Source organism: Hymenobacter sp. 5317J-9, assembly GCF_022921075.1.
In the GTDB taxonomy this organism is placed as follows: Bacteria; Bacteroidota; Bacteroidia; order Cytophagales; family Hymenobacteraceae; genus Hymenobacter.
Genome location: NZ_CP095050.1, coordinates 574,025 through 599,724, shown reverse-complemented (window position 1 = coordinate 599,724; position 25,700 = coordinate 574,025). Strand labels below are relative to the sequence as shown.

The window sequence follows — 25,700 nt, the reverse complement described above, 5'->3', positions numbered from 1 at the left end:
AGTTGTCCCCCTCATGAGCCCCCCCTTTTCCCTCCAGCCCGCCCTGGAAATCGATACGCTGCAGTTGCTCCCCCTGCAGCCCGCCGACTTCGCGGCGCTCTACGCCGTGGCCGCCGACCCCGCCATCTGGGCCCAGCATCCCAACCGTGACCGGTGGCAGCAGCCCGTGTTCGCCACCTTTTTCGCAGGCGCCCTACAAAGCGGCGGCGCCTTCAAAGTAGTCGACAAAGCCACGGGCACCGTGCTGGGCAGCACCCGTATCTACGATTACCAATCAGAAGACAACAGCATTTTCATCGGCTACACCTTCTTTGGGACCAAGCAGTGGGGCAAAGGCATCAACTTAGCCGTGAAGGCATTGCTGCTGGACTATTTGTTTCAATTCGTTGAGGCCGTGCGTTTCCACATCGGGGCCGGCAACGTGCGCTCACAAATCGCTATCCAGCGGCTGGGGGCCTGCAAAGTGGCAGAGCAGGAAGTCGCTTACTTCGGCGAGCTTCCCAAGCTGAACTTTGTGTATGAAATAACCCGACCATTTTGGCTTGAAAAACGCCAGCCAACGGCCTCAGCGAATCCCTAACTCGGCCACAACGCATTCAGGCCAAAAGCCGAGAAATAGATTCACACGCATACCCTGCATTCTTCTCACAACATATACATCTCACAAAACCATCGCCCCACAGCTTATATAAAGACTGCCCCACAGGCAGGAGCCCAAGTACCCTCTCTGCTTTCAGTCTACTTCATACTCTTCGACAGCCACTTACAAGCGTCCTCGCATCATCCAGAACCTTCCGGCACGCCACTTCATTTGCATCAAGGCACCAATAGGGAGGAGTTGGCGTAACCAGATTGATTGTATCTCCCCATTCACACATAAGAGTTGCCTAAAAGCTCACTATATCCAGCTAACCTTTGCTAGCTCAAAAAAAAATCAAAGTCCCTTCGAAATAAAATCCACTGCCGTTCAGACCATTATGCCAGCTAACAAGACAGGATTTACCGAACAGGAAATATTTTTTACGACTAGCCATTGTAACTGAAAAAACTCCTGGTACCTTTGCACTCCCAATCACAAAAAGCGCATCACTCGGAAGCGAAAAAGATTAGGGACATGAACTAAAACAGTACCTACCCTGTCAATCGCCTGGCCTTAACAAAGCAGGCAGGAAACAGAAAAAGGCACTAGGCTATACTACCCAAGTATAGCCGCACTGCTGCGCCAACTGGGCATGGCAACCGTTCTTTGAATGTTTGGAAAAGACAAATGGTAAGCCGTGCTTTGCATGCGCAGGGCACGGCAAAAAACAGGCGTAACACGAATACATGAACTCGTCAACACGGGTCGGATTCGCACTCGACATCAGCCATGGTTCGCCATGGTGTAGAGAAATTTTACAATGGAGAGTTTGATCTTGGCTCAGGATGAACGCTAGCGGCAGGCCTAATACATGCAAGTCGAACGGTCGTAGCGATACGATAGTGGCGCACGGGTGCGTAACGCGTAACCAACCTGCCCTGAACTGGGGGATAGCCCGCCGAAAGGCGGATTAATACCGCATGACACGAGGTGGCGGCATCGTCTCTTCGTTAAAGATTTATTGGTTCAGGATGGGGTTGCGTGCCATTAGCTAGTTGGGGGGGTAACGGCCCACCAAGGCGACGATGGCTAGGGGAGCTGAGAGGCTGGTCCCCCACACGGGCACTGAGATACGGGCCCGACTCCTACGGGAGGCAGCAGTAGGGAATATTGGGCAATGGGCGAGAGCCTGACCCAGCCATGCCGCGTGCAGGACGAAGGCTTTCTGAGTCGTAAACTGCTTTTGCCAGGGAAGAATAAGGGGGATGCGTCCTCCGACGACGGTACCTGGTGAATAAGCACCGGCTAACTCCGTGCCAGCAGCCGCGGTAATACGGAGGGTGCAAGCGTTGTCCGGATTTATTGGGTTTAAAGGGTGCGTAGGCGGTTCTTTAAGTCCGGGGTGAAAGCCCGTTGCTCAACAACGGAACTGCCCTGGAAACTGGCGAACTTGAGTACAGACGAGGGCGGCGGAATGGATGCTGTAGCGGTGAAATGCATAGATAGCATCCAGAACCCCGATTGCGAAGGCAGCTGCCTAGACTGTAACTGACGCTGAGGCACGAAAGCGTGGGGAGCGAACAGGATTAGATACCCTGGTAGTCCACGCCGTAAACGATGGATACTCGCTGCCGGCGATACAATGTCGGTGGCTTAGCGAAAGCGTTAAGTATCCCACCTGGGGAGTACGCCCGCAAGGGTGAAACTCAAAAGAATTGACGGGGGCCCGCACAAGTGGTGGAGCATGTGGTTTAATTCGATGATACGCGAGGAACCTTACCTAGGCTAGAATGCGCGTGACCGCCTCAGAGATGAGGCTTTCCTTCGGGACACAAAGCAAGGTGCTGCATGGCCGTCGTCAGCTCGTGCCGTGAGGTGTTGGGTTAAGTCCCGCAACGAGCGCAACCCCTATGGTTAGTTGCCAGCACGTAATGGTGGGGACTCTAGCCAGACTGCCTGCGCAAGCAGTGAGGAAGGCGGGGACGACGTCAGGTCATCATGGCCCTTACGCCTAGGGCTACACACGTGCTACAATGGACGGTACAGCGGGTTGCCAACCAGCGATGGTGCGCCAATCCCGAAAAGCCGTTCTCAGTTCGGATCGGAGTCTGCAACTCGACTCCGTGAAGCTGGAATCACTAGTAATCGCGTATCAGCAATGACGCGGTGAATACGTTCCCGGGCCTTGTACACACCGCCCGTCAAGCCATGAAAGTCTGGTAGACCTGAAGCCGGTGCTCCGCAACGAAGCCGGTTAGGGTAGAACAGGTAATTAGGGCTAAGTCGTAACAAGGTAGCCGTACCGGAAGGTGCGGCTGGATCACCTCCTTTCTGGAGCAATCCGACCCCGGAGGTCGTTAGGCGTGCTACGTCCGTTATATCATTCGTCTTTTCCTTCATTCAAATAATACTCGAAGAGTAGATTGGGCTAAATGCGTCCCTCCTACCCTTCACAAATGTCACTAAGTACAAGAGTGACGCACGTTCTTTGACGTAAGGGGTAACAAAAACGAACCGTGCCGCGCTTGGCCCCCTGGTGGGGCGTTCAACAAGCGTTGGGCACGAAAGCGAAGTAAGCAAGAGCACACGGGGGATGCCTAGGGTCTCAGAGGCGACGAAGGACGCGATAAGCTGCGATAAGGCTGGGGGAGGGGCACATACCCGGTAATCCCAGCATTTCCGAATGGGGCAACCCCGCGCATGGAAGATGCGTGAACCGACTCGCTTGACGAGCGGTGGCAAACGCCGGGAACTGAAACATCTAAGTACCGGCAGGAAAAGAAAATAACAATGATTCCCCAAGTAGTGGCGAGCGAACGGGGAGGAGCCCAAACCGGGTTGGTTACGGCCAGTCCGGGGTTGTAGGGCCGCGACATCTGATTGCATCGAGGTAGCTGAACTGCTTGGGAAAGCAGGCCATAGACGGTGAGAGCCCGGTAAGCGACACTTCTGATGCACGGTAGCGGTACCCTGAGTAGGGCGGGGCCGGAGAAACCCCGTCTGAAGCGAGCGGCACCATCCGCTAAGGCTACATACTCCTGAGACACCGATAGTGAACTAGTACCGTGAGGGAAAGGTGAAAAGAACCGGGAATACCGGAGTGAAAAGAACCTGAAACCGTGTGCTTACAAGCAGTTAGAGGGCTTTTGTGGCCTGATAGCGTGCCTTTTGCATAATGAGCCTACGAGTTACTCCTCCCCGGCAAGGTTAAGGACTTCAAGGTCCGGAGCCGCAGCGAAAGCGAGTCTGAACAGGGCGCGCAGTCGGGGGGGTAGACGCGAAACTTTGTGAGCTACCCTTGAGCAGGTTGAAGGTGCCGTAACAGGCACTGGAGGACCGAACCAGTTTCCGTTGAAAAGGATTTGGATGACTTGAGGGTAGGGGTGAAAGGCCAATCAAACTGAGAAATAGCTCGTACTCCCCGAAATGTATTGAGGTACAGCGTCGGCGTGGAGGTCAGTGGAGGTAGAGCTACCAATAGGACTAGGGGGTGTCAGAGCCTACCGAATCCTGATGAACTCCGAATGCCACTGGCTATAGCCGGCAGTGAGGCCTGGGGTGCTAAGGTCCCCGGCCGAGAGGGAAAGAACCCAGACCAACAGCTAAGGTCCCTAAATCTAGGTTAAGTTGAACAAAGGAGGTCCAGTTGCTTTGACAGCCAGGAGGTTGGCTTGGAAGCAGCCATTCCTTTAAAGAGTGCGTAACAGCTCACTGGTCGAGCGACCGGGCATCGATAATACGCGGGCATCAAACCTAGTACCGAAGCTTTGGATGTAGTCTGCAAGATGACTACGTGGTAGGGGAGCATTCTCCTTGCGGTGAAGCCGCGTCGTCAGGCGCGGTGGAGCGTGGAGAAAAGCATATGTAGGCATGAGTAACGATAATGCGGGTGCGAAACCCGCACGCCGATAGACTAAGGTTTCCAGCTCAACGCTAATCGGAGCTGGGTTAGTCGGGACCTAAGGGGCAGCCGAACGGTGAACTCGATGGACAGCAGGTTAATATTCCTGTACTGATGATAGCAAGTGATGCAGTGACGCAGAAGTGAAAGCACCGCGGGCGGACGGAAGTGCCCGTTGAAGGCCGTAGGTATTGGGAGAGTAGTTAAGTACGCTCACCTAGCCGAAAGCTGATAGTACCGCACGAGTTTCGACTCACGCGGATAGTGTGCCTAATCCGACTGCCAAGAAAACCTGCTAAGCGTTTTAATGCTATTATCACCCGTACCGCAAACCGACACAGGTAGTCAAGGAGAGCATCCTGAGGCGCTCGAGTGAATCACGGCCAAGGAACTCGGCAAAATGGACCTGTAACTTCGGGAGAAGGGTCGCTTCCTCTTGGCAACAAGAGAAGCCGCAGTGAAAAGGCCCAGGCGACTGTTTAACAAAAACACATGGCTTTGCTAACGCGCAAGCGGACGTATAAGGCCTGACACCTGCCCGGTGCCGGAAGGTTAAGAGGGGACGTTAGCCGCAAGGCGAAGCGTTGAATCGAAGCCCCGGTAAACGGCGGCCGTAACTATAACGGTCCTAAGGTAGCGAAATTCCTTGTCGGGTAAGTTCCGACCTGCACGAATGGTGTAACGATCTGGGCGCTGTCTCAGCCGTGAGCTCGGTGAAATTGTAGTCTCGGTGAAGATGCCGAGTACCCGCCACGGGACGGAAAGACCCCGTGCACCTTTACTATAGGTTGCCATTGGTGGTGGGTTCAGTATGTGTAGCATAGGCGGGAGGCGCTGAGCCGGGGACGCTAGTTCTCGGGGAGCCGACGTTGAAATACCGCCCTTACTGTGCCTGCTGCCTAATCCCGGAATCCCGGGAGACAGTGGCTGCTGGGTAGTTTGACTGGGGTGGTCGCCTCCAAAAGAGTATCGGAGGCTTTCAAAGGTCCGCTCAGTCCGCTTGGTAACCGGACGCAGAGCGCAATAGCAGAAGCGGGCTTGACTGTGAGGCCGACTAGCCGAGCAGGGTCGAAAGACGGATATAGTGATCCGGTGGTTCCGCATGGAAGGGCCATCGCTCAAAGGATAAAAGGTACGCCGGGGATAACAGGCTGATCTCCCCCAAGAGCTCATATCGACGGGGAGGTTTGGCACCTCGATGTCGGCTCGTCACGTCCTGGGGCTGGAGAAGGTCCCAAGGGTTCGGCTGTTCGCCGATTAAAGTGGCACGCGAGCTGGGTTCAGAACGTCGTGAGACAGTTCGGTCCCTATCTGTGGTGGGCGTTGGAAATTTGACAGGACCTGTCCTTAGTACGAGAGGACCGGGATGGACCAGCCGCTGGTGCGCCGGTTGTACCGCCAGGTGCAGCGCCGGGTAGCTACGCTGGGACGAGATAAGCGCTGAAAGCATCTAAGTGCGAAACTCCCCTGGAGATGAGATTTCCCAATTGAAGGCCCGTCGGAGATGACGACGTGGATAGGCGGCAGGTGAACAACTGGAAACAGAACAGCTGAGCCGTACTAAGTGGCCGAGGGCTTCGCTCATATTTCGTCAAGCCGCGGGCGCCGCGGTTCGTTTTTGTCCCCTTGCGTCGAGTTATTGAGGGTTGCGTCCCGCGCGAGCGGGAACCAGAACACGCGCAACCCCCGCCAGCAATGGTGGCTTTAGCCCGGGTGTTCACCTCTTCCCATTCCGAACAGAGCCGTTAAGCCCCGGTGCGCCTATGGTACTGCCTTCACCGGTGGGAGAGTCGGTCGCCGCCAACCTTTTTACCGCCCGTCCCCGGGCCGCTTTCGCCAGCGGCCCGGGGACGTCGCGTTTCCGGCCACCCCCCAGCCCCCACCAACAGGGGCGTGTCGACAGGGAGGTGCTCTTTCATACGGCTGGCTTATGACCTACTAGTGATAGAGCACTCCGATATTAGAGTGCTGTACGATGGCAGAAACGACTGGCATCCAGCAGTGAATTTGGTTTAGGGTAATTCTCTTTATTTCTATACTTCTTACGCTTGCACCCAAAGTATTGGAACGCGGAGAAACAGGAAATACGCAGAAGACTTCTAGAACTTGAATGCGAAACTGTGTTTAAGAAGCGGAAGCTCAAAGAGTGGCAATGTAAGTACGCAACCGAGATGCTATTTGCCAAGGATGAGCAGCAGGAAGCTGAGACGGCACTGCACAAAGTCAATGGAAGTCGAATTAGCTAAGATAATAGCCTCCGAGCCATGCCCCTCCCCCACCGTCTGAATGCGGCCAATAAGAAACTTGGGGCAACTGGCCCAGTCAATGCGACACATTGTTTGACCGGGTAACGGTGTCGGTATTGAAGCAAGTGGGAGTAATCCTTACGCACCACACGCCTCAAGGAAATATTACCATTGTCTTGCGTTTTGGCACGCTCCGCGCAGCCCCGGGCCGAAGAAGATGGCACCTTATTCCATCATTTCTCACCAAAAGCATCCTGCTACGCGCCGCTTTTGAGCACGCAACGGCCCTGCTTCAAGGCTTAGTAATTGGGCCCTTCCACTTCCAGCCAAATGCCTCTCTGTGTCTTCGGAAACAGCGGGAAGACCCAATTCCGACACTTCGATGGGGGCTAGGCCGAGATGGGCAGCGTGAAGCAAAAAGCACTGCCACTGCCTAGTTCGCTCTCGACCCATAACCGCCCGCCCTGGGTGGTGATGAATTCGCGGGCAATGCTGAGCCCCAGTCCCGAGCCGCCCTTGTAGCCCGACTTGTCGGGAATCTGGGCAAAGCGTTGGAAAATCTTTTCGTGGTTTTCGGTCGCGATGCCGGGGCCGCGGTCTTGCACCGTCACTTGCACGAACTTGCCCACGCGGGCGGCGCGCACGGTTAACGGCTCGCCAGCGGGCGAATAGCGGATGGCGTTAGCCAAGAGGTTGATGAGTACCCAGGTGGTTTTTTCCACGTCGGCGCGCACGGTGGGCAGGCCCTCGGGCAGTTCCTGCACCAGCGTTAGGTGCTTGTTGTCGAGTTGGGGCTGCACCGTGGCGGCGGCAAACTGCACCACGGCCGGCAGCGGCGTGGCCGCAAAGTTGAGCTGAATGCCGGCCCCGGTGTCGAGGCGTGACACGTCAAGTAGTTCGCTCACGATGCGCAGCAGGCGTTGGGTTTCGCGCCCGATGCCGCCCAGCACCCGCTGCCGCTCCTGGGCATCCACCCGCTCATCGGCCAACACTTTCAGGCTCATGTTGATGCTGGAGAGCGGGGTTTTCAACTCGTGCGACACCGTGGCCAAGAAATTCGACTTCACTTGGTCGAGCTTTTTAAAGTCTGACACGTTGCGCAGGGTCAGAATCTGACCCACAAATTCGGTCTTGCCACTGGCCTCGTTGAACGACACCAAATCCTGCACCGCCAGCCGATAAAAGGCCTCCTCTCCGTTTTGCGGAATATTGAGCAGCGGCGCGGCGGCCAGGGCCTGCTCGCGGCGGGGCGCGTCGAGCGGGGCAAGCAGGGTGCGCAGCAGGTCGTTTTCGCGGGCTACCTCGGCCGCGGACCGGTTCACGAGCTGGGTCACGGACAGGTCCAGCAGCTCGCAAAGCACGGGATTGGCCAGGATGATGCGGCGGTTTTCGTCCAGCAGCAGCAGGCCCTCGTCCAGCCCGTTCACGATGCTGCGGGCGCGGTTGCGTTCCAGCAGCAGGTCGGCCGTGGTCGAACTGCGGAATTCGCTCAGCTCGGCCAGCATCCGATTGAATGCCCGGCCCACGCGCCCAAACTCGTCGTTGCTCTCAATGGGAATGGTGGCATCGAAGTCCTGGTTGGCGGCGTGTTCCAAGCTCAGGGTGAGCTTGCGCAACGGGGCCACCGCCGCTTCCGGCACGCTCAGCACGAACATGAGGGCAATGAGTACGGCCAGTGTTATAAACGCCAGCATGTAGCGCCCGGCCTGGGTGGCCGCGAGGTTGGCGCGCTCATTTTTTCGGGTCAGGGCGGCCGTGTTTAGGCGAATCATGCGGTGGGTGCCGGCTCGCAACTGCTCCAGGGCTGGCTCATTTGCCTGGCGCTGGTACCCGGCAAAGCGGGCCGCCAGGCTGTCCACGAGCTGCTGCTCGCCGGGCTCGGTGATGTTGGCCAGCTCCCGGGTCAGGCCCGATTGAAACCGGGCCAGTCCATCGGCATCGGCGGGCTGGGTTTGCAGCCGGTCCAGGGCCTGCAACATCTGCTGGCCTAGCTCCACGGAGTAAAAATTGGCTTTCAAAATGCCGCGCGAGCTGGTTTCCAGGCGCCGCACGGAGTAGAAAGCGTAGCCGCCCAGCGCTACGACGAGCAGCAGCAAGGCCAAAAAGCCGGCGGTAATCTTGGTTTTGAGGTTCATGGGTTGGCGCAGTGAGCTAATAGCTGACGAGGTAGATGTCCAGTTCGTGGGGGCCGCGGGCCACGGCTCGAATCAGGTCGTTGGTGATGCCTCGGCGCGAAATTCGTTCCCAAGTGCCTTTTTCGCTGGTGACCCCGCACACGAGCAGGGTGACGTTTTTTTCCAGCGCCACGCGCTGAATGGCTCCCACCACGTCGTCGTTTTTCACCCGCAGAATCTGGCCGCCCAGCTCGGTGGCCAGCTGCAAATTGTTGAGCAAGTGCCGCTGCGTGGCCAGGCCGATGCGGTCGGCGGTTTCGCGGCCGGTTTGCACGTAGAGCACGTACCAGGCCGCGGCCCCGAACCGGTCGGCCAGCCGCGAGGTCTTGCGGATGATTTCCTTGGCAGCCCGGTTGTTGGAGTTGATGCACGCCAGCAGGCGGTCGGCGTTGCGGCGCTGCGGCGCCACGGCGGGCGCCCCGCCGGCGTTGCTCTCAATCTGGTAGCCCAGCACCCGGGTTACTTCGCGCAGGGCCAGCTCCCGCAATTGCAGCAGGTGCTCGGGCCGGAAGAAGTTGGCCAGCGCGGCGGGCACCTTGTCGGGGGTATAGATTTTGCCGTCCTGCAGGCGGCTCCGCAACTCATCCACCGTCAAGTCCACGTTGATTACCTCGTCGGCGGCCCGCAGAATGGCGTCGGGCACCCGTTCGGTCACGTCGGTGCCCGTGATGCGCAGCACCTGGTCGTGCAGGCTTTCGAGGTGCTGCACGTTTACGGCCGTGATGACGGAGATGCCGGCGGCCACGAGCTCCTCCACGTCCTGCCAGCGCTTGTCGTGGCGCGAGCCCGGCACGTTGGAGTGGGCCAGCTCGTCCACTACCACCACCGCCGGCCGCTGCTTCAGAATGCCGTCCAGGTCCATCTCTTCCAGCGCCCGGCCCTTGTAGAACACGCTTTTGCGCGGCAGCAGCGGCAGTCCTTCCAACTGGGCCACGGTGCCGGCCCGGCCGTGGGTTTCCACGTAGCCGATGAGCACGTTTACGCCATGAGCCAGCAAGTCGTGGGCTTCCTGCAGCATCCGAAACGACTTGCCCACCCCGGCCGCCAGGCCCAGGTAAATTTTCAGCCGGCCGCGCCGCCGCTCCTGCACCAGGCGCAGGAAACGCTCGGCGGACTGGTCACGCAACGATTCTTCGGCGGGGTCCATGCAATGCCTGTGAGAAGTTAAAAACCCACGCCTCTCCCCCACCCCGCAGGGACGCGACGCGGGGAAAGGCGCCAAGAGCGCGGGGCGGCGTTAAAACGAAATGGCTACACTCGACGTGACATTGCCATACGTGTCGCGGCTGCGGCCACCCGCTTCCAGAAAAATATTGTCCTTGGCGTTGAGCACCCGTCCTTCGACGCGCACCAGCACGTTGCCGGTGGGGGCATAGTCCAGGTTGATTGAACCGCCCCGAATAAACGCGTTGGGGCTGCCCACGGCCGGCGCAAACGAGCCGATGATGACGCCGCGCTCGGCGTTGTAGTACTCCCCGCGCAGGGCCGTGGTCCACTTGTCGGCCAGCTTGTAGCGCACGAAGACCGCGCCGGTGTGCCAGGTGTCGTACTTCTCGCCGTTGTCGCCGGCCGGGCGGGCGGCCTGTTGCTTGCCCACGTCGAACACCAGCGCCAGGCTCAGGCGGGTGGTGGCGGCGTAGCTCACGTAAAAATCGTGGAAGTAGCGGCGGCGGCGCACCGAGTCTTGCGGCTGCTCCTGGCCGTAGAACGTGCTGCTGTTGACAAGGATTTTGCCCGACGGCTTCCACTGAATCTGGGTGCCCAGGGCCTTGGCTTGGTTGCTCTCGCGGATGTTCTGCCAGCCGTTGAGCACCAGCCCGGCCAGCGTCAGCTGGGGGGCCACCTCGTACGTAAGGCGGGCCCCGGCCTCGTAATAGGGCGAGTTTTCGGCCATCAACGAGCGGGTCAGCGTCCAGTTATCTTTCGAAATAGCCGACTCGAACCCGATGTGCGAGCCGAAGATGCCCACGTCGAGCCAGGCCTTGGCAAACGGCCGGAAGCCGGCGTAGGCTTCGTAGATGTGCTTGAATACCTGGTCCTCGGCGGCGTAGTTGGCCTTGACGTAAGAACCGGCGTGAATGCCAAACGCGCCGCGCACCTTGCCGTCGTCGTAGCGCATTCCCAGCAGGCCCTGGTTCACGGTGAACTCGTTCTGGCGATTGTGCGAGTAGAGAAAGCCGGGCCGGCTCTGGGTGTTGCCGTGGTCGAAATCATAGCCATAATAGCCATCCACAAAGCCGTAGAACGTGAGCGGGTTGGGGTGGCCGGCACCGGCGCGGCCGGCGCAGACACGGCCAGAGCGGGGTCGGTGGGGGGAGTAGTCTGGGCCAGGGCGGTGCTCACACGGAGGATAGCCACGGCTGGAAATAAAAACTTTTTCATGAGAAAACGGGCAAAAAGCAGGTGGCGTGCAGCCAGCAGGCCCCTGGGTCCGCGCCCGCAAGTGGGCACGGCTGGCAACAAAATGGAAAGGGAAGATGGCCGCGCATAGGGCCGTGAATCCTTATTTGCGGGCTGGGGCCAGCGCGTCCAGCGCCAAGTTCAGCCGCAGCACGTTCACCGTTTCGGGGGCCAGCAGGCCGCCTTCGGTGTTGTTTTTCACCAGCTCGGTGAGGCGGCCCGGCGCCACGCCGCGGGCCTGGGCCACCCGGGCCACCTGCACCAGCGCGCCCTGGGGCGAGAGGTGCGGGTCGAGGCCCGAGCCGCTGGCCGTAAGCAACTCGGCCGGTACGTCGGCGGCGTGTAAGGTGGGGTTTTGCAGCAGGAAGGTATCGAGCCGGGCCTTCACCGTGGCCAGATAGTCGGGGTTGCTGGCGCCCTTGTTGGAGCCGCCCGAACCCTGGGCGTTATAATTCACGGCCGAGGGCCGGGTGTTGAAGTAGTCGGGCCGGCTGAACTGCTGGCCCACGTTGGCGAAGCCCACGACGCGGCCGTGCTGGCGCAGCTGCACGCCATCGCCGTGGCCGGGGGCCAGCTGGGCCGCGGCCCAGACAAGGGCAGGGTACAGAACGCAGCACAGCACCAGCATGGCCAGGGTCATGCGCAGGGCGGGAAGGAAGTTGGATTTCATGGTAATTAAGATTGTTTGGCACGTTGCGCGGCACTTGCCAAAGCAGGACGTGCTGTTGATTTGCATTTACACGAACACGCCCACCAGCAGGTCAATCAGTTTTATGCCGATGAAGGGCACGATGACTCCGCCTAGGCCGTACACCAGCAAGTTGCGGCGCAGCAAAGCCGAAGCCCCAATGGGCGTGTAGCTTACCCCGCGCAGCGCCAGCGGCACCAAGGCCGGGATGATGATGGCGTTGAAAATGACGGCCGAGAGAATGGCCGACTGCGGCGAGTGCAGGCCCATGATGTTGAGCGCCCGCAGGCCCGGAATGGCCACCATGAACAGCGCGGGCACGATGGCGAAGTACTTGGCCACGTCGTTGGCGATGCTGAACGTGGTGAGCGTGCCGCGGGTCATGAGCAGCTGCTTGCCAATTTCCACCACCTCGATGAGCTTGGTGGGGTCGTTGTCGAGGTCCACCATGTTGCCGGCTTCCTTGGCGGCCTGGGTGCCCGAGTTCATGGCCACGCCCACGTCGGCCTGGGCCAGGGCGGGGGCGTCGTTGGTGCCGTCGCCCATCATGGCCACCAGCTTGCCCAGTTGCTGCTCGGCGCGGATGTACTGCATCTTGTCCTCCGGCTTGGCTTCGGCAATGAAGTCGTCGACGCCGGCTTTTTCGGCAATGAATTTGGCCGTGAGCGGGTTGTCGCCGGTCACCATCACCGTCTTGATGCCCATGTTGCGCAGGCGCTCAAACCGTTCCTGAATGCCGGGCTTGATGATGTCCTGCAGTTCCACCACGCCCAGCACCCGGTCGTTTTCGCTCACCACGAGCGGGGTGCCGCCGTTGCTGGCCACGGCTTGCACGCGCGCGGCCACTTCCTGCGGATAAACCTGGCCGGCCTGTTCGGCCAGCCGCCGGATGGCATCGGCCGCGCCCTTGCGGATGCGGGTGCCGCCAGCCAGCGTCACGCCCGAGGAGCGGGTTTCGGCCGTGAACTTGATAAGTTCGGCCCCGGCCAGGCGCGGCTGTAGCTGTTGGGCGTCCACCTTGCTGTCGCGGGCCAGCTCCACGATGCTTTTGCCCTCGGGCGTTTCATCGGTGAGCGAGCCGAGGGTGGCAAATTCCACGAACTGTACCATGGGCACGCCGGGCGCCGGCCAGAAATGCGTGGCCTTGCGGTTGCCGATGGTGATGGTACCGGTTTTGTCGAGCAGCAGCACGTCGATGTCGCCAGCCGTTTCCACGGCCTTGCCGCTCTTGGTGATGACGTTGGCCCGCAGGGCCCGGTCCATGCCGGCGATGCCGATGGCCGAGAGCAACCCGCCGATGGTGGTCGGAATCAAACACACAAACAGGGCGATAAACGAGGCCACCGCAATGGGTGTTTTCGAGTATTCGGCGAAGGGCTGCAGGGTCACGCACACAATGACGAACACCAGCGTAAACCCAGCCAACAGGATGGTGAGGGCAATTTCGTTGGGCGTTTTCTGCCGCGAAGCGCCCTCTACCAGCGCAATCATCTTGTCGAGAAACGACTCGCCGGGTGCCGTGGTCACCACCACTTTGATGCGGTCGGACAATACTTTGGTGCCCCCCGTGACGGACGACTTATCGCCGCCGGCTTCCCGAATCACGGGCGCCGACTCACCGGTAATGGCCGACTCGTCAATCGTGGCCAGGCCTTCGACAATCTCGCCGTCGGTGGGAATGATTTCGCCGGCCTCCACCAGAAAGAACTGGCCTTTGGTGAGCTGCGACGAGCTGACCGAGGCGATGTTGCCGTTGGCGTCGACGACGCGAGCGGGGGTTTCCTCGCGGGTTTTGCGCAGGCTTTCGGCTTGGGCCTTGCCCCGCGCCTCGGCGATGGCCTCGGCGAAGTTGGCAAACAACAGGGTCAGGAACAGCACCGCGAACACCGTGAAGTTGTAGCCCAAACTGCCCTGGGCGGCATCGGGGCTAACGAGCAGGCCGAGCGTGACGAAGAGCATCACGACGGTGCCGATTTCCACGGTGAACATGACCGGGTTGCGGAACATCGTGCGCGGGTTCAGCTTCACGAAGGCCTGCCCGATGGCTTCGCGCACCAGCGCCGATTGAAAAAGAGAGGTATTAGACATGGGACTATTAGACATGGGAAGTGAGACACGGAGTTGTGCCGCATGATACTGTAAGACAGGAAATTGAGTAGGAGCTATGATGCTGTAAGACCAGACTGGACGGGGGAGATACGGAAGTCGTTCATCTCACTTCTCAAGTCTCACAGTCTCATATCTCACTTCTAATAGAGCGTGAAATGCTCGGCCAGCGGGCCCAGCGCCAGAGCCGGGAAAAAGGACAGCGCGGCAATAATCCAAATCACGAAGAAGACCATGATGCCGAACGTGGCCGTGTCGAGCTTGAGCGTGCCCGCGCTTTCGGGGATGAACTTCTTGCGGGCCAGCAGCCCGGCAATGGCCACCGGCCCGATGATGGGCAGGTAGCGCGAGAGCAGCAGCACGACGCCGCAGCTGATGTTCCACCAGGGCGTGTTGTCGCCGAGGCCCTCGAAGCCGGAGCCGTTGTTGGCAGCCGACGAGGTGTACTCGTACAGCATCTCCGAGAAGCCGTGGTAGCCGGGGTTGGCCAGCCAACCGGCGTATTCGGTGGGGTTGCCGGCGTAGAGGTGGGCCGCCATGGCCGTGCCGGCCAGAATCAGCAGCGGGTGGAGCAGGGCGATGAGGATGGCAATTTTCATCTCGCGGGCCTCGATTTTCTTGCCCAGCAGCTCCGGGGTGCGGCCCACCATCAGGCCCGAGATGAAGACGGCCACGATGATGAACACGAAGAAGTTGAGGAAACCCACGCCCACCCCGCCGTAGAAGGCGTTGGTCATCATGCCCAGCAGCGTGTTCATACCCGAGATGGGCGTGAGCGAGTCGTGCATGGCGTTGACCGAGCCGTTGCTGGTGACGGTGGTTTGGATGGCCCACAGCGCCGAGGCGGGGGCCCCGAGGCGCATTTCCTTGCCTTCGAGCGAGCCCAGGTGCTGGTCGACGCCCAGGCGCGTAATGGCGGGGTTGCCGTGCATTTCCAGCGCCACGGTGGGCACTTGCAGCAGCAGGTAGCCGGCCGTCATCACCCCAAACACCATCCAGCCCAGCCGGGGGCGGCGCAGGTAGTAGCCGAAGCACAGCGCCATGGCCATGGGAATGAGCGTGATGCTTAGGTTCTCGACGGCGTTGGTGAGGCTGGTGGGGTTTTCGAGCGGGTGGGCCGAGTTGACGCCAAAAAAGCCGCCGCCGTTGGTGCCCAGCTGCTTGATGCCAATCATGGCGGCGGCCGGGCCGCGGCTGACCACGGCCGAATCGCCCTGCATCGTCACAATCGGCTGCTTGGCCCGAAACGTCATGGGCGTGCCCTGAAAGGCCAGCACCAGCGCCACGGCCAGCGAGAGCGGCAGCAGCACCCGCGTGATGCTCTTGACGAAGTAGTTGTAGAAGTTGCCCAGCTTTTCGTGGGTGCCCTCGCGCAGGGCGTTGAACACCACCACGCAGGCAGCCATGCCGGTGGCGGCCGTCACGAATTGCAGGAACATGATGACGACCAGCTGCGAGAAGTAAGTCAGGCCCGACTCGCCGGAGTAGTGCTGCAGGTTGCAGTTGACCAGAAACGAGACGGCCGTGTTAAAGGCCTGGTCGGGCGTCATCGAGGCGTTGCCGTCGGGGTTCAGCGGCAGGCCGCCCTGGAAGCAGAGCACCAGCATGGCGTACACGAACCAGAGCAGGTTGATGGCCAGCAGGGCCAGCAGGTGCTGCTGCCAGGTCATTTCCCGCTCAGGGTTGATGCCGCCGGCCTTGAACAGGCCGCGCTCCAGCGGCCCCATAAAGTCGGACCAGTTCCGGTCGCCGCGGTAAATGGCGGCCAGGTAGCGGCCCAGCGGCATGGCCAGCAGCACCGTGGCCAAAAAAATGCCAAGGATGGCAAGAAGTTCTTGGGTCATGGGTAATAGAGTCTTGGGGGCGTCGGGTCTTGGGGTTGCTTGGCAGGGGCCGGGCGGGCTTCGGTGCCAAGTCCCCGCTTAAAATTCTTCGGGCCGGAGCAGCACGTAGCAGAGGTAGCCGAACGTGGCCAGGGCCAGCGCAAAAAGGGCAATCATCATGGCACAGACGGAACTAGATGTGGTCGAAAAAATCCACCGACTTGCGGAAGAGCCAGAAGCCGGCCAGGCCGAGGCCGGTGAGCAGGGGAATGAGGAGGGCAGGCGCCATAAAAAAATCTTGTTGTAAGACGTGGTCAGACCCGGCACCACCAACAGCGAACCCAATTCTGGCTTGCCCGCACTTTCCCAATGCAAGAATCAGATTGTCAATAGTATAATTTTATATGAGACGCCCCGCATACGGGTCGCGTCGCGCTCCTGCCCTACCATTATGGTAGGGTGGTTTCCATTATGGTGGGGTGGGCTCCTGCGGAAAAGCGTAGTCATGGGGTGGCAGCCGGCATTGGCGGCATTGGCACACGCTTGGCGGTTGCACGGCTTTTTGCCCTGCCCTGCCCTGCCCTGCCCTGCCTGCTTGCAGAAAGCACCGATGCGGCCCGCGCCTATTACGCCCAAGCCAACGGGCTACAACTCACGGCCACTGACCTTCATGCCTGGCTCGACGAACTGCCCGAAAGCCGGGGGCGGCAGTAATCGCTTGCGGCCTAGCGGCCGGCCGGGCAGCGCCTGGTTCCTTACGCTACCGCCTGGCATGGCGCGGCCTGCCGCCGCACGGCGGGGCTTGCTACTGCCCGGACGGTTAAGTGGCCATTCGGCGGCTCCGGCGTCGGGGTGGGAACAGGCCCGAGGTCCTACAAGCCGTATTCCTGAATCTTGCGGTACAGCGTAGTTACGCCGATGCCGAGCTGGCGGGCGGCCTCGGTTTTGTTGCCGGCGGTTTCCAGCAGGATGCGCTGGATGTGGTCTCGCTCCATGCGCCGCAGGCTCCGCTCGCCGTCGGGGGTGCTGGCCGGGTGGCCCACCAGCGAAAACATTTGCAGCTCCAACGGCAGGCCGTCCACGGTCAGGGGCTGGTCGGGCGGGGTGAGAATGGAGGCGCGCTCCAACACGTTTTTCAACTCCCGCACATTGCCGGGCCAGGGGTAGTGCTGCAACACGCGCAGCGCTTCGTCGGTCACGGTCAGGGGATGCTTGCGCAGCTTGGCGGAGAACTGGAGCAGGAAGCTTTCCACCAGCGCCGGGATGTCGGCGCGGCGGGCATTCAGTGCGGGCACGGTCACCACTACCACCGAGAGGCGGTAATATAAATCGGCCCGGAAATGCCCCTGTTCGGCTTCCTGGCGCAGGTTGCGGTTGGTGGCGGCTACCAAGCGCACGTTCACGCGGGTGGGCTTGGTGTCGCCGGTCTTGATGAATTCCTGGCCCTCCAGCACGCGCAGCAGCTTGGCCTGCAGACCCAATTCCAGCTCGCCGATTTCGTCCAGAAACAAGGTGCCCCCGTTGGCTTCCTCAATCAGTCCCTTCTTATCGCCCTGCGCCCCGGTAAAAGCCCCTTTACGGTACCCAAACAGCTCGGATTCGAGCAATTCCCTGGAAAAGGCGCTGCAATTGACCGCCACAAACGGCCGGCTCCGACGCGAACTGGCTTGGTGAATGGCCTGGGCAAACAGCTCCTTGCCGCTGCCCGTCGGCCCCTCCAGCAGCACCGTGGCATCGGTGGGCGCCACTTGCTCGGCCACCGCCTTGGCCTGCAGCAGCGCGGCAGAGCGGCCAATCATGGAGGCAAAGCTGTGCTGCAAGCCCACGCGCTTTTCCAGTTCCGCCACCCGGCGCTGCAGCCGGGACCTTTCGGCTGCCCGCCCCACCACCACCACCAGCTGGTCGTCCGAATCGCCCTTGGTGAGGTAGTCGAAGGCGCCGAGCTTCATGGCCTGCACGCCATCGGGCACGGTGCCATACGCGGTGAGCAGGATGACTTCGGCCAGTGGCGCGGCGGCCCGGTAGCGGGGCAGCAGGTCCACGCCGTGGCCATCGGGCAGCTTCACGTCGGAAAGCACCACCAGCACTTCGTCGCTGTGTTCGCGCAACGCTTCCAGGCCCCGGCGGGCATCTGGCGCTTGCAGCACGGTGTAGCCCTCCAACTCCAGTACTCGGGCCAACAGGTGGCGCAGCTCGGTTTCGTCATCAACGATTAAAACTGTATTGGCGAGCATAGGAAGCAGCGACGAATGGAAACCTGCTGCAAAGAACAGGTATTTGTAAAAGGAATCACCACGTAAAGTTTCCTCTGGCAAGGGGGCGTACTTCGATGCTATGCCTTGAGGGGATTAGCAGCCTTTCTCCGGTGGGCCCGCCTAAGTGAGTGGAGGTGCTCACGCAGGCATAGCCAACAATCATGGCCCTTCTACCGCTGGCAGCAGACGCCGTATGGCGACGAAGAGGGCGGCTTCCGGGTCATGGCCGCTTGGCAAGCATCTCCGGTGGTGCAACCACGAAGACACCCACTGGCCCGTGCAGACCTGGCTTACCGACATCAAACTCGGCGGGGGCGGTTTTGCCAAAGCCGGGCCGCCAGAGCCGATTGCGTGGTAGCTGGGCCACCACCCTTTTCTTGGACGGAACCGCCTGCGTCTTGCCGTGCCGATACGCGAGCAGGTAGCTCGCTCAGGCGGCCCACAGCAAGGCGCCTACCACCAGGGCGGTGACGACCAGGAACGCGAGGATGGTCATGCGCAGCAGCCGCTCGCTTGCGCTCGGACGCGCCGGCGCGCCATTCCATCGCCGGTCCCATTGGCGCGCGACGTGCCGGTTCACCAGGTACACCACCCCGCCCACGGGCACGGCCACGCACACCAGGAGCACGGCCCACACCAGCCCGTCCATGCCTTGCCAGTGCGGGTCCAACAATAGTATTCGCAGCATTGAGTAAACGTAAGCTTCTTTTCTCGCCTTCGGACCGTTTTCCGAGACGGCCCACTTTGCAAAGGATATTCACTTGGGCTTGGCGTTGTTTATCATGCGCATCCTGTGACTCCGCGCTTCTCAGGCAGCGCATAGCTTGCACTCGACGTTTATGTAGGATGCTAAATTCTGTGCAATAGCTACAAAATTTCTCCAGAATGCTCCCGTACACGGGCTCTTTGGGCTGACAAGCTCTTGGATATTTTGAAGAATTTTGCCGCTTCACCTCATGAAAACGCTTGCTATTCGCCTCCTGCTGGCCTTGTCCGTTGGGACAACCTCCTACACTTCGATTTACGCGCAGGTCGCCCCGTCCCCTGCCGACACCACGCGCAAGTACGAAAACCCCGGCGGGATGCCTGCCGCCGTCAAACAGCCCTTCCTCAAGAGCAAGTTGTTCAAGGCCGTAGCCATCCCGGCCGTACTCATCACCTACGGTGCCATCACGGCGCAGGGCGACGCGGGCATCAACCGCAGTGCCCGCGAGTTCACACAGAGGCAGTTCCGGCCGGTGAATACGATGATTGACAATACGGTCATCTTCCTCCCTTATCTGGAGCTGGGCGCGGTGGCCCTAGCCGGCGTGGAATCGCGCAACGACCGCATCAACACCTTGCTCATCATCGCCAAGGGCGAGGCCATCATGCTGGCCAGCACCTTCGCCGTGAAGTACTTGGCACACGAAACCCGCCCCAACGGGCAAGACAATCTCTCGTTCCCGTCGGGCCACACGGCGCAGGCGTTTCTGGCGGCCAGCATCGTGCATACCGAGTTCCGGGACAAAAGCCAGTGGTACGGCGTGGGCGCCTACACCATTGCCACGAGCGTGGCCGCCCTGCGCATGATAAACGACAAGCACTGGCAGTCCGACGTGGTGGCCGGCGCCGGCTTCGGCATCCTCTCCGCCCACCTGGCCTATCTGAGCCACCGCAACCGCTGGGGCCGTAAAAGCATCGGCCGCGACGTGAGCATGACGCCGGCCTACTTTGGCAGCGGTGCCTCGGGCGTGAGCCTGAGTTGGCGCCCCACCAGGTAGACCGCGCTAAGCCGCCGGGGCCGGCATCGGCTGGCCCTTGTAGGCCAGGCGGAGCAGGCTGGGCAGCACCACGAGCAGCAGCGGCAGGGCCAGCAGCAAGCCCCCGATAACGGCGATGGCTAAGGGCTGGTGCAGCTGCGCGCCGGCCCCGATGCCCAACGCCAGCGGCAGCAGCGCGGCAATGGCGGACAAGGCCGTCATCAGCTTGGGGCGCAGGCGGGCCGCGATGGCGTAGCCGATGGCCTGCTCCACGGGCGCTTCGGCGCGGGCCTCGTTAAACTGCTGAAAGGTGAAGATGGCGTTTTCGCCGATGATGCCCACCACCATGATGAGGCCGGTGTAGGAGCCCACGTTCAGCGGCGTATGGGTCAGAAACAGCGCCAAGCTGCCGCCCGCCGGCCCCAGCACGGCCACCAGCAGAATCAGGCCCGCCGCTTTCAAGTCCCGAAATAGAAACAGGCCCACGGCAAACACCAGCAGACAGGCCGTGCCCAGAATGGTGAGCAGCTCCTGAAACGACTGCTGCTGCTCGGCGTACGAGCCGCCGTACTGGATGAAGTAGCCGGGCGGGAGCGGCACGTCGCGCTCCAGCTTCTGCTTGATTTCGGCCATGGCGCTGCCCAGGTCGCGGTTGTCGAGGCGGGCCGTGACGGCGGTCATGGCTTGCAGGTTTTCGCGCTCCAGCTCGGCTTCGCTGGGCGTGATGCGCACGGTGGCCAGCTCGTCGAGCCGGCGGCGCTGGCCGTTGGGCAGGAACACGGGCTCGGCCTGCATCTGGGCCAGGTTGGCCTGGGCGGCGCCGGGGTAGCGCATCCGGATGTTGAGCAGCTGCTCGCCTTCGAGCACCGCGCCGGCCGTGGTGCCGGCCAGCTGGGTTTGCAGCTGGGTCTGGAAATCGGTGGCGGTGAGGCCGTACTGCGCGAGGCGGCGTGGGTCGGGGCGCACGTCCACGCTGGGGCCCATGCGCACGATGCCGTTGAAGACGTCGGCGGTACCCTGCACTTTTTCCACCACGGCCGTCACCTGGTTGGCCAGGGCGTAGCGCTTGGTGGCGTCGGGGCCGAACACCTTGATTTCGATGGGCTGCACGGTGCTCATGAGGTCGCCCAGCATGTCGCCGATGACCTGGCCGAAATCGATTTCCAGCGCCGGCTGGGTCGCCTCTATTTTCTCACGGATGTCGGCAATAACGTCTTCGGTGCTGCGCTGGCGGTCGGTTTTGAGGCGGATGAGGTAGTCGCCGCTGTTGGGTTCGGTGATGAAAAAGCCCATCTGCGTGCCGGTGCGTCGCGAGTAGCTGGCCACTTCGGGCACTTTCACAATCAGCTTTTCGGCCTGGCGTAGCATGCGGTCGGTTTCTTCCAGGCTGGTGCCGGCGGGCGAGTGGTAGTCGAGCACGATGGCGCCCTCGTCCATGTCGGGCAGAAAGCCGGTGGCTAGGCGCGGGATAATGAGCACCATGCTGCCTACCAAAACGAGGATACCGATGACGCTATATGCCGGGTGCCGGATGACGGCCCGCACCCAAGGAATTTCGTGGTGGTTGGAATCCGCTTTGGGCAGGGCCGCGCTGCCATCGCCACCTACCTGATTATTGGCGTCGTCCACGTCGATGGTATCCGGGGCCTCCGCTTTGTCCTGCTTGGGCCCGCGCGACAGCAATAAATAGATAACGGGCAGCCCCAGCCAAGCCACCAAAAACGAGCACACCAGCGCCACCACCATCGTGGTGGCCAGTACCTTGAAATAGGCACCCGCCACGCCGCCCAGCAGCGCGAACGGCAGGAAAATCACGATGGTGCTCAGCGAAGAGCCGACGAGCGCGGGCAGCAAATGGCCCACCGAGCGCCGCACCACCTCGCCAGCCGATTCGTCGGGGTGGTCTTCGCGCACGCGGTGCAGCTGCTCCACCATCACCACGGCGTCGTCAATCATGAGGCCGATGGCCGCGGCGATGGCCCCCAGCGTCATGATATTAAACGAGTAGCCCAGGCCGAAATACAGCACCGCGATGGTGAGCGCCAGCGCCACCGGAATGGCCCCGAGAATGGTCAGCGTAGCCTTCCAGGAACGCAGGAACAGCGCCGTGACCACCAGGGCCAGCGCCAGGCCAATCCAGAGCGCGTCCTGCACCGAGCGAACGACCTCGGCCACGAAATCGGCCTGGTCGTAGTACGGGGCCAGGCGCACGCCGCGCGGCAGGCCGGCGCGCAGGGCCGCCACCTTGGCCCGCACGCCGTCGGAGACGAGCACCACGTTGGCGTCGGGCTGGCGCAGGATGGAGATGAGCACGGCGTCGTGGCCGTTGGCGTTGATGCGGGTGTACTCCTGCTGCTCGCCCAGGCCCACGGTGGCCACATCGGCCAGGCGCACGATGCGGCGGCCGTCGTTGCGCAGCACCAGGTTTTCGAGGTCCTCCTTCTGGGTGATGGTGGCGTCCGTGACGGTGAGGTAGAGGCGGCGGTAGTCGCTCAGGTAACCGTTGCTCTGCACGAAATTGGTGGCACCGAGGGCCTTGCTCACGTCATCCGGACCCAAACCCAACGCGGCCAGTTGGTCGGGCAGCAGTTGCACCTGGTACTCCTTGGTGCGCCCGCCCTGAATCTGGACCGACGAAACTCCCTCTACCTGTGACAAAAACGGCTTGATGGTGAACAGCGCCAGCTTGCGCAGCTCTAGCGCCGACTTGCCAGGGGCTTCCAGCGTGTAGCCCATCACCGGCAGGATGGCCGGGTTCATGCGCTCCACCGAGATTTGGGCGGTGGGCGGCAGGTCGGCCCGAATCTGGTTCAGGCGCGACTCAATCAGGCTCTGGCTCTTAGCTACGTCAACGTTCCAATCCAGAAAAGCCGAGATTTCGCAGCTGCCGCGGCTGGTGGTTGAGCGCAGCAATTTCAGGCCCGGCACGCGCTTCATGGCGTCCTCCATAGGCTTTGTCACGGTCACCATCATGCGGTCCACGGGTACCAGCCCGTTATCGGCAATCACCTTCACCTTCGGAAACGTCACCTCCGGAAACAGCGCCACCGTGATGCGCCGGTAGGCCACCGTGCCCAGGGCCATCGCCAGGGCCAGCAGCACCGCAATGGGCGCTTTGTAGGCTTGAAAAAGGGAAGTGCGGTTGGGCATTTGGTTGTTTTTTTCCTTTCATAGCGTCATGCAGAGCGCAGCGAAGCATCTCGCGTGCAGCAGCAATTAAAGAACTAGTGGTAGCACGCGAGATGCTTCGCTGCGCTCTGCATGACGTTCTTTTTGTTCGCTACGAAAGCTCGTTTTATTCTTTCTCCGCCGCCACCGGCCGGGTAACTTTCACAGCAGCCGTGTCATCGAGGCCGAAGTTGCCGCTGAGGAGAATCCGGTCCTTCGGAGAGAAAGCCGGCTGCTTGATTTCGATGTGGTCTTTTTCCTGCGCGCCCACGGTCACCGGCACCTTCACGGCGGTGGAGTCGTTGAGCAGCTTCATCACCCAGAACTCGGTTTGCGTCTCGTCGGTCAGCACCGCACCGCGCGGCAGGGTGCGGGCCAGGTGCGGGGCTGTTTTGTCGAGCTCCACCTGCACGGCCAGGTTTTCGGGCAGGTCGGGCACCGGGCCGGTGGGCCGGATGGTGTAGCGTTGGGTCTGGATGCTCACGTCGGCCGTAGCCAGCACCTCGGCCACGCGGCCCGGTAGCACGCGTCCATCGGGCAGCAGGATGCGGCAGGTCTGGCCGGTGTGCACGTAGCGCAGCTGGGTCACGGGCACGTCGAGGATGAAGCCGAAGCGGCTTTTATCATAGGTGAGGCCGAGCTGCTCGCCGTCCTGCACGTAGTCGCCGGCCAGCTTATCCACCGTCGCCAGAATGCCCGCGCGGGCCGACTTGATGGGGATGATGCCGCTGAATTTCAGGCGCGGGTCGCCGGTGAGCTTATCCAGGTGCAGGGTTTTCGACTCCTTGGTTTGGATGGTGAACACCGTTTGGCCGGCGCGCACCTGCTGGCCCACCACGGGCGTGGGCGCCAGCATGTAGCCGGTGGTGGTGGCCCGCAGTGCGTCCTTGGCCGCGTAGGCCGACACGGCACTCAGCCGCAGCACATCGGTGAGGGTGTCGGTTTGAATGCTGCCTACCGTGACCAGCGCGCGGGGCTTCACGGCCGCTTCCTCCTCGCCGTCGGCGGGTGCGGCAGCTTCATCGGCCGCGGCTGGGTCTTTGGCCCCGCAGGCCGCGAGGCTGGTGAGGGCAAGGAGGAAGAAAAGGCGGTTTAGAAAGGTCATATAGGGAAAAGAACGTCATGCAGCGCGCAGCGAAGCATCTCGCTTGTGGCAGTAATTAATTGATTAAGCACGCGAGATGCTTCGCTGCGCGCTGCATGACGTTCAAAGGTTACTGCTCGGCCAAGTAATCCAGCGCAAAGCGGCTGCGGAGCTGCTCGGTCTGGGCCTGGGTGAGGCTGAATTGCAGGGTACGGTAGCTGGTCACCAGGTTGAGGTAGTCGAGGATGGCCACGTCGCCGGTAGCCAGCTGCTGCCGGGCGGCCCCCACCAGCGCGTCGGCCACGCGCAGCTGCTCCCGGATGCGGGCCAGCAAGGCATCGGAGGCCCGAATCAGGCCTTCCAGCTGCTCGTACTGCTGCTGCCGCTGCACCGTGAGAAACTGCCGGTAGCCGCGCCGGCTTTGTTCGCTCAGGTCGAGTCGCTGGTATTGCAGCTGGCGCTGGTGGCCGTCGAAGATGGGCAGCGTGAGCTGCAGGCCGCCGCCGATGCCCACGCTGTGGGCCAGGGCCACGGGCAGGTACGACGAGGATTGCAGGCCGGCATCGAGCACGGCGCTGACCTTGGGCCGATAGGTGGCGTCAATGGCCTGACGGTCGAGGCGCAGGCGCAGGCTGTCGAGGGTGTACTGGCGTTGGGCGGGGGCCAGCAGGCCGGCCAGCGGGCGGTGGCTGGGCGGCGTGGGCGCCTCCAGCGTCACCAGGGCCGTATCGGCCACACCGGCCAGGGCGCGCAACGTGCCCAGCTCGCGGCGGTAGGCCAGGCGGTCCTGCTCTACGGTCACTTCCTGGGTCCGCACGGAGAGGTAGAAGCTCAGGTACTGCGTTTGCTTGAAAATGCCGCCGTTCACCAGCTGGCGCAGCATTTTATCCTGCTCACGCAGCTGCGTCAGCAGCGAGCGACTGAAGGAGAGCTGGGTTTCGGCCGCGTAGGCAGTCAGGAACTGGTCGGTGATGCTGCGGCGCAGGTCCAGCGCCGAGAGGCGGCCGGTGTTGCGCAGCACCTGGCCCTGGCTGGCCAGAATCTGGTAGTCGGTTTGCAGCTGGAAGCGGTTGAGGATGGGCTTGGTGGCCTGGGCGATGGCCGCGTAGTTGCCGCCGTTGGAAATGGCGTTGTCGTAGCCCAACACACTCTCGCCCTGGCTGTTGGTGATGGACGGGTAATACAGCGCCGAGCCAATGCCGCCTACCTGCACGCCGTTCTGGCGGGCGCGTACCAGGCTGTCGATGCGGTTCTGGCCAACCTGGTTGATGTTTTCGCGCAACAGAGGGCTGTTTTGGCGGGCCGCTTGCAGAAAGTCGGCCAGCCGGCGCGGGCTGGTCAGCGCGGCCGACGGGGTGTAAATGGGTGGCGCATTGAGCACGGGCGGCGCGGCAGGCTGCTGCGCCCACGCCGGCACGGCCGCCTTCAAGGCCAGCAGCAGGAAAACGGAAAGCAGGCAGGATAATCGGCGCACGCGGTCAGGCAAGGAAGTTTCCGGCAAACCTCCTGTTCAAATCTGGGTAAATTCTGGAT

13 protein-coding genes and 3 rRNA genes are annotated in these 25,700 nt (G+C 61.5%); 5 read left to right on the top strand and 11 right to left on the bottom strand.

Features of this window, described 5'->3' with window-relative positions; translation table 11 throughout:
- The first annotated feature begins 13 nt into the window (after window positions 1–13).
- The 4 genes from MUN81_RS02440 (at window position 14) to rrf (ending at window position 6,287) form a co-directional block, all read left to right on the top strand.
- On the top strand, window positions 14–580 hold the full coding sequence (locus tag MUN81_RS02440; protein ID WP_245114804.1) for a GNAT family N-acetyltransferase: 567 nt from the start codon (window positions 14–16) through the stop codon (window positions 578–580).
- An 817-nt stretch (window positions 581–1,397) separates the two neighbouring features.
- Window positions 1,398–2,911: ribosomal RNA gene (locus tag MUN81_RS02435) — 16S ribosomal RNA — on the top strand.
- 235 nt (window positions 2,912–3,146) lie between these two features.
- Window positions 3,147–6,065, top strand: a 23S ribosomal RNA gene (locus MUN81_RS02430).
- A 110-nt stretch (window positions 6,066–6,175) separates the two neighbouring features.
- Window positions 6,176–6,287, top strand: a 5S ribosomal RNA gene (rrf, locus tag MUN81_RS02425).
- The 16S, 23S and 5S rRNA genes sit together here, the layout of an rRNA operon.
- Window positions 6,288–7,116: 829 nt before the next feature.
- On the opposite strand, the gene MUN81_RS02420 is transcribed toward rrf, so the two are convergent.
- From MUN81_RS02420 to MUN81_RS02385, 8 genes are all read right to left on the bottom strand, one after another.
- Window positions 7,117–8,862 carry an ATP-binding protein gene (locus MUN81_RS02420; RefSeq protein WP_245114803.1) on the bottom strand — a complete coding sequence of 582 codons (1,746 nt, stop codon included), beginning with the start codon at window positions 8,860–8,862 and terminating at the stop codon, window positions 7,117–7,119.
- Window positions 8,863–8,878: 16 nt separating this feature from the next.
- Window positions 8,879–10,048, bottom strand: a complete 1,170-nt coding sequence (locus MUN81_RS02415; RefSeq protein WP_245114802.1) for a sensor protein KdpD — start codon at window positions 10,046–10,048, stop codon at window positions 8,879–8,881.
- A gap of 90 nt (window positions 10,049–10,138) precedes the next feature.
- On the bottom strand, window positions 10,139–11,344 hold the full coding sequence (locus tag MUN81_RS02410) for a porin (RefSeq protein WP_280638254.1): 1,206 nt from the start codon (window positions 11,342–11,344) through the stop codon (window positions 10,139–10,141).
- 60 nt (window positions 11,345–11,404) lie between these two features.
- Window positions 11,405–11,971, bottom strand: a complete 567-nt coding sequence (gene kdpC, locus MUN81_RS02405; RefSeq protein WP_245114800.1) for a K(+)-transporting ATPase subunit C — start codon at window positions 11,969–11,971, stop codon at window positions 11,405–11,407.
- Window positions 11,972–12,037: 66 nt separating this feature from the next.
- The gene (gene kdpB, locus MUN81_RS02400; RefSeq protein WP_245114799.1) at window positions 12,038–14,077 is read right to left on the bottom strand and encodes a potassium-transporting ATPase subunit KdpB; all 2,040 of its coding nucleotides are present in this window, start codon (window positions 14,075–14,077) and stop codon (window positions 12,038–12,040) included.
- 161 nt (window positions 14,078–14,238) lie between these two features.
- Window positions 14,239–15,939, bottom strand: coding sequence for a potassium-transporting ATPase subunit KdpA (gene kdpA, locus MUN81_RS02395; protein ID WP_245114798.1), 1,701 nt, complete (start codon window positions 15,937–15,939; stop codon window positions 14,239–14,241).
- Between the two features lie 851 nt (window positions 15,940–16,790).
- Entirely contained in the window at window positions 16,791–18,152 is a 1,362-nt protein-coding gene (locus tag MUN81_RS02390; protein ID WP_245114797.1) for a sigma-54 dependent transcriptional regulator, read from the bottom strand.
- Window positions 18,153–18,603: 451 nt separating this feature from the next.
- Window positions 18,604–18,861 carry a hypothetical protein gene (locus MUN81_RS02385; protein ID WP_245114796.1) on the bottom strand — a complete coding sequence of 86 codons (258 nt, stop codon included), beginning with the start codon at window positions 18,859–18,861 and terminating at the stop codon, window positions 18,604–18,606.
- A 268-nt stretch (window positions 18,862–19,129) separates the two neighbouring features.
- Between MUN81_RS02385 and MUN81_RS02380 the strand changes: the two genes are divergently transcribed.
- On the top strand, window positions 19,130–19,936 hold the full coding sequence (locus MUN81_RS02380; protein WP_245114795.1) for a phosphatase PAP2 family protein: 807 nt from the start codon (window positions 19,130–19,132) through the stop codon (window positions 19,934–19,936).
- 6 nt (window positions 19,937–19,942) lie between these two features.
- On the opposite strand, the gene MUN81_RS02375 is transcribed toward MUN81_RS02380, so the two are convergent.
- From MUN81_RS02375 to MUN81_RS02365, 3 genes are all read right to left on the bottom strand, one after another.
- Entirely contained in the window at window positions 19,943–23,065 is a 3,123-nt protein-coding gene (locus tag MUN81_RS02375) for an efflux RND transporter permease subunit (protein WP_245114794.1), read from the bottom strand.
- Window positions 23,066–23,210: 145 nt separating this feature from the next.
- The gene (locus MUN81_RS02370) at window positions 23,211–24,188 is read right to left on the bottom strand and encodes an HlyD family efflux transporter periplasmic adaptor subunit (protein ID WP_245114793.1); all 978 of its coding nucleotides are present in this window, start codon (window positions 24,186–24,188) and stop codon (window positions 23,211–23,213) included.
- 109 nt (window positions 24,189–24,297) lie between these two features.
- The gene (locus MUN81_RS02365) at window positions 24,298–25,641 is read right to left on the bottom strand and encodes a TolC family protein (RefSeq protein WP_245114792.1); all 1,344 of its coding nucleotides are present in this window, start codon (window positions 25,639–25,641) and stop codon (window positions 24,298–24,300) included.
- Between the last annotated feature and the right edge of the window lie 59 nt (window positions 25,642–25,700).

Bases quoted from the DNA above. Each gene is read 5' to 3' on its own strand.
- MUN81_RS02440 (WP_245114804.1), top strand. From the start codon at position 14: ATGAGCCCCCCCTTTTCCCTCCAGCCCGCCCTGGAAATCGATACGCTG.
- MUN81_RS02420 (WP_245114803.1), bottom strand. From the start codon at position 8,862: ATGAACCTCAAAACCAAGATTACCGCCGGCTTTTTGGCCTTGCTGCTG.
- MUN81_RS02415 (WP_245114802.1), bottom strand. From the start codon at position 10,048: ATGGACCCCGCCGAAGAATCGTTGCGTGACCAGTCCGCCGAGCGTTTC.
- kdpC (WP_245114800.1), bottom strand. From the start codon at position 11,971: ATGAAATCCAACTTCCTTCCCGCCCTGCGCATGACCCTGGCCATGCTG.
- kdpB (WP_245114799.1), bottom strand. From the start codon at position 14,077: ATGTCTAATACCTCTCTTTTTCAATCGGCGCTGGTGCGCGAAGCCATC.
- kdpA (WP_245114798.1), bottom strand. From the start codon at position 15,939: ATGACCCAAGAACTTCTTGCCATCCTTGGCATTTTTTTGGCCACGGTG.
- MUN81_RS02390 (WP_245114797.1), bottom strand. From the start codon at position 18,152: ATGCTCGCCAATACAGTTTTAATCGTTGATGACGAAACCGAGCTGCGC.
- MUN81_RS02385 (WP_245114796.1), bottom strand. From the start codon at position 18,861: ATGCTGCGAATACTATTGTTGGACCCGCACTGGCAAGGCATGGACGGG.
- MUN81_RS02380 (WP_245114795.1), top strand. From the start codon at position 19,130: ATGAAAACGCTTGCTATTCGCCTCCTGCTGGCCTTGTCCGTTGGGACA.
- MUN81_RS02375 (WP_245114794.1), bottom strand. From the start codon at position 23,065: ATGCCCAACCGCACTTCCCTTTTTCAAGCCTACAAAGCGCCCATTGCG.
- MUN81_RS02370 (WP_245114793.1), bottom strand. From the start codon at position 24,188: ATGACCTTTCTAAACCGCCTTTTCTTCCTCCTTGCCCTCACCAGCCTC.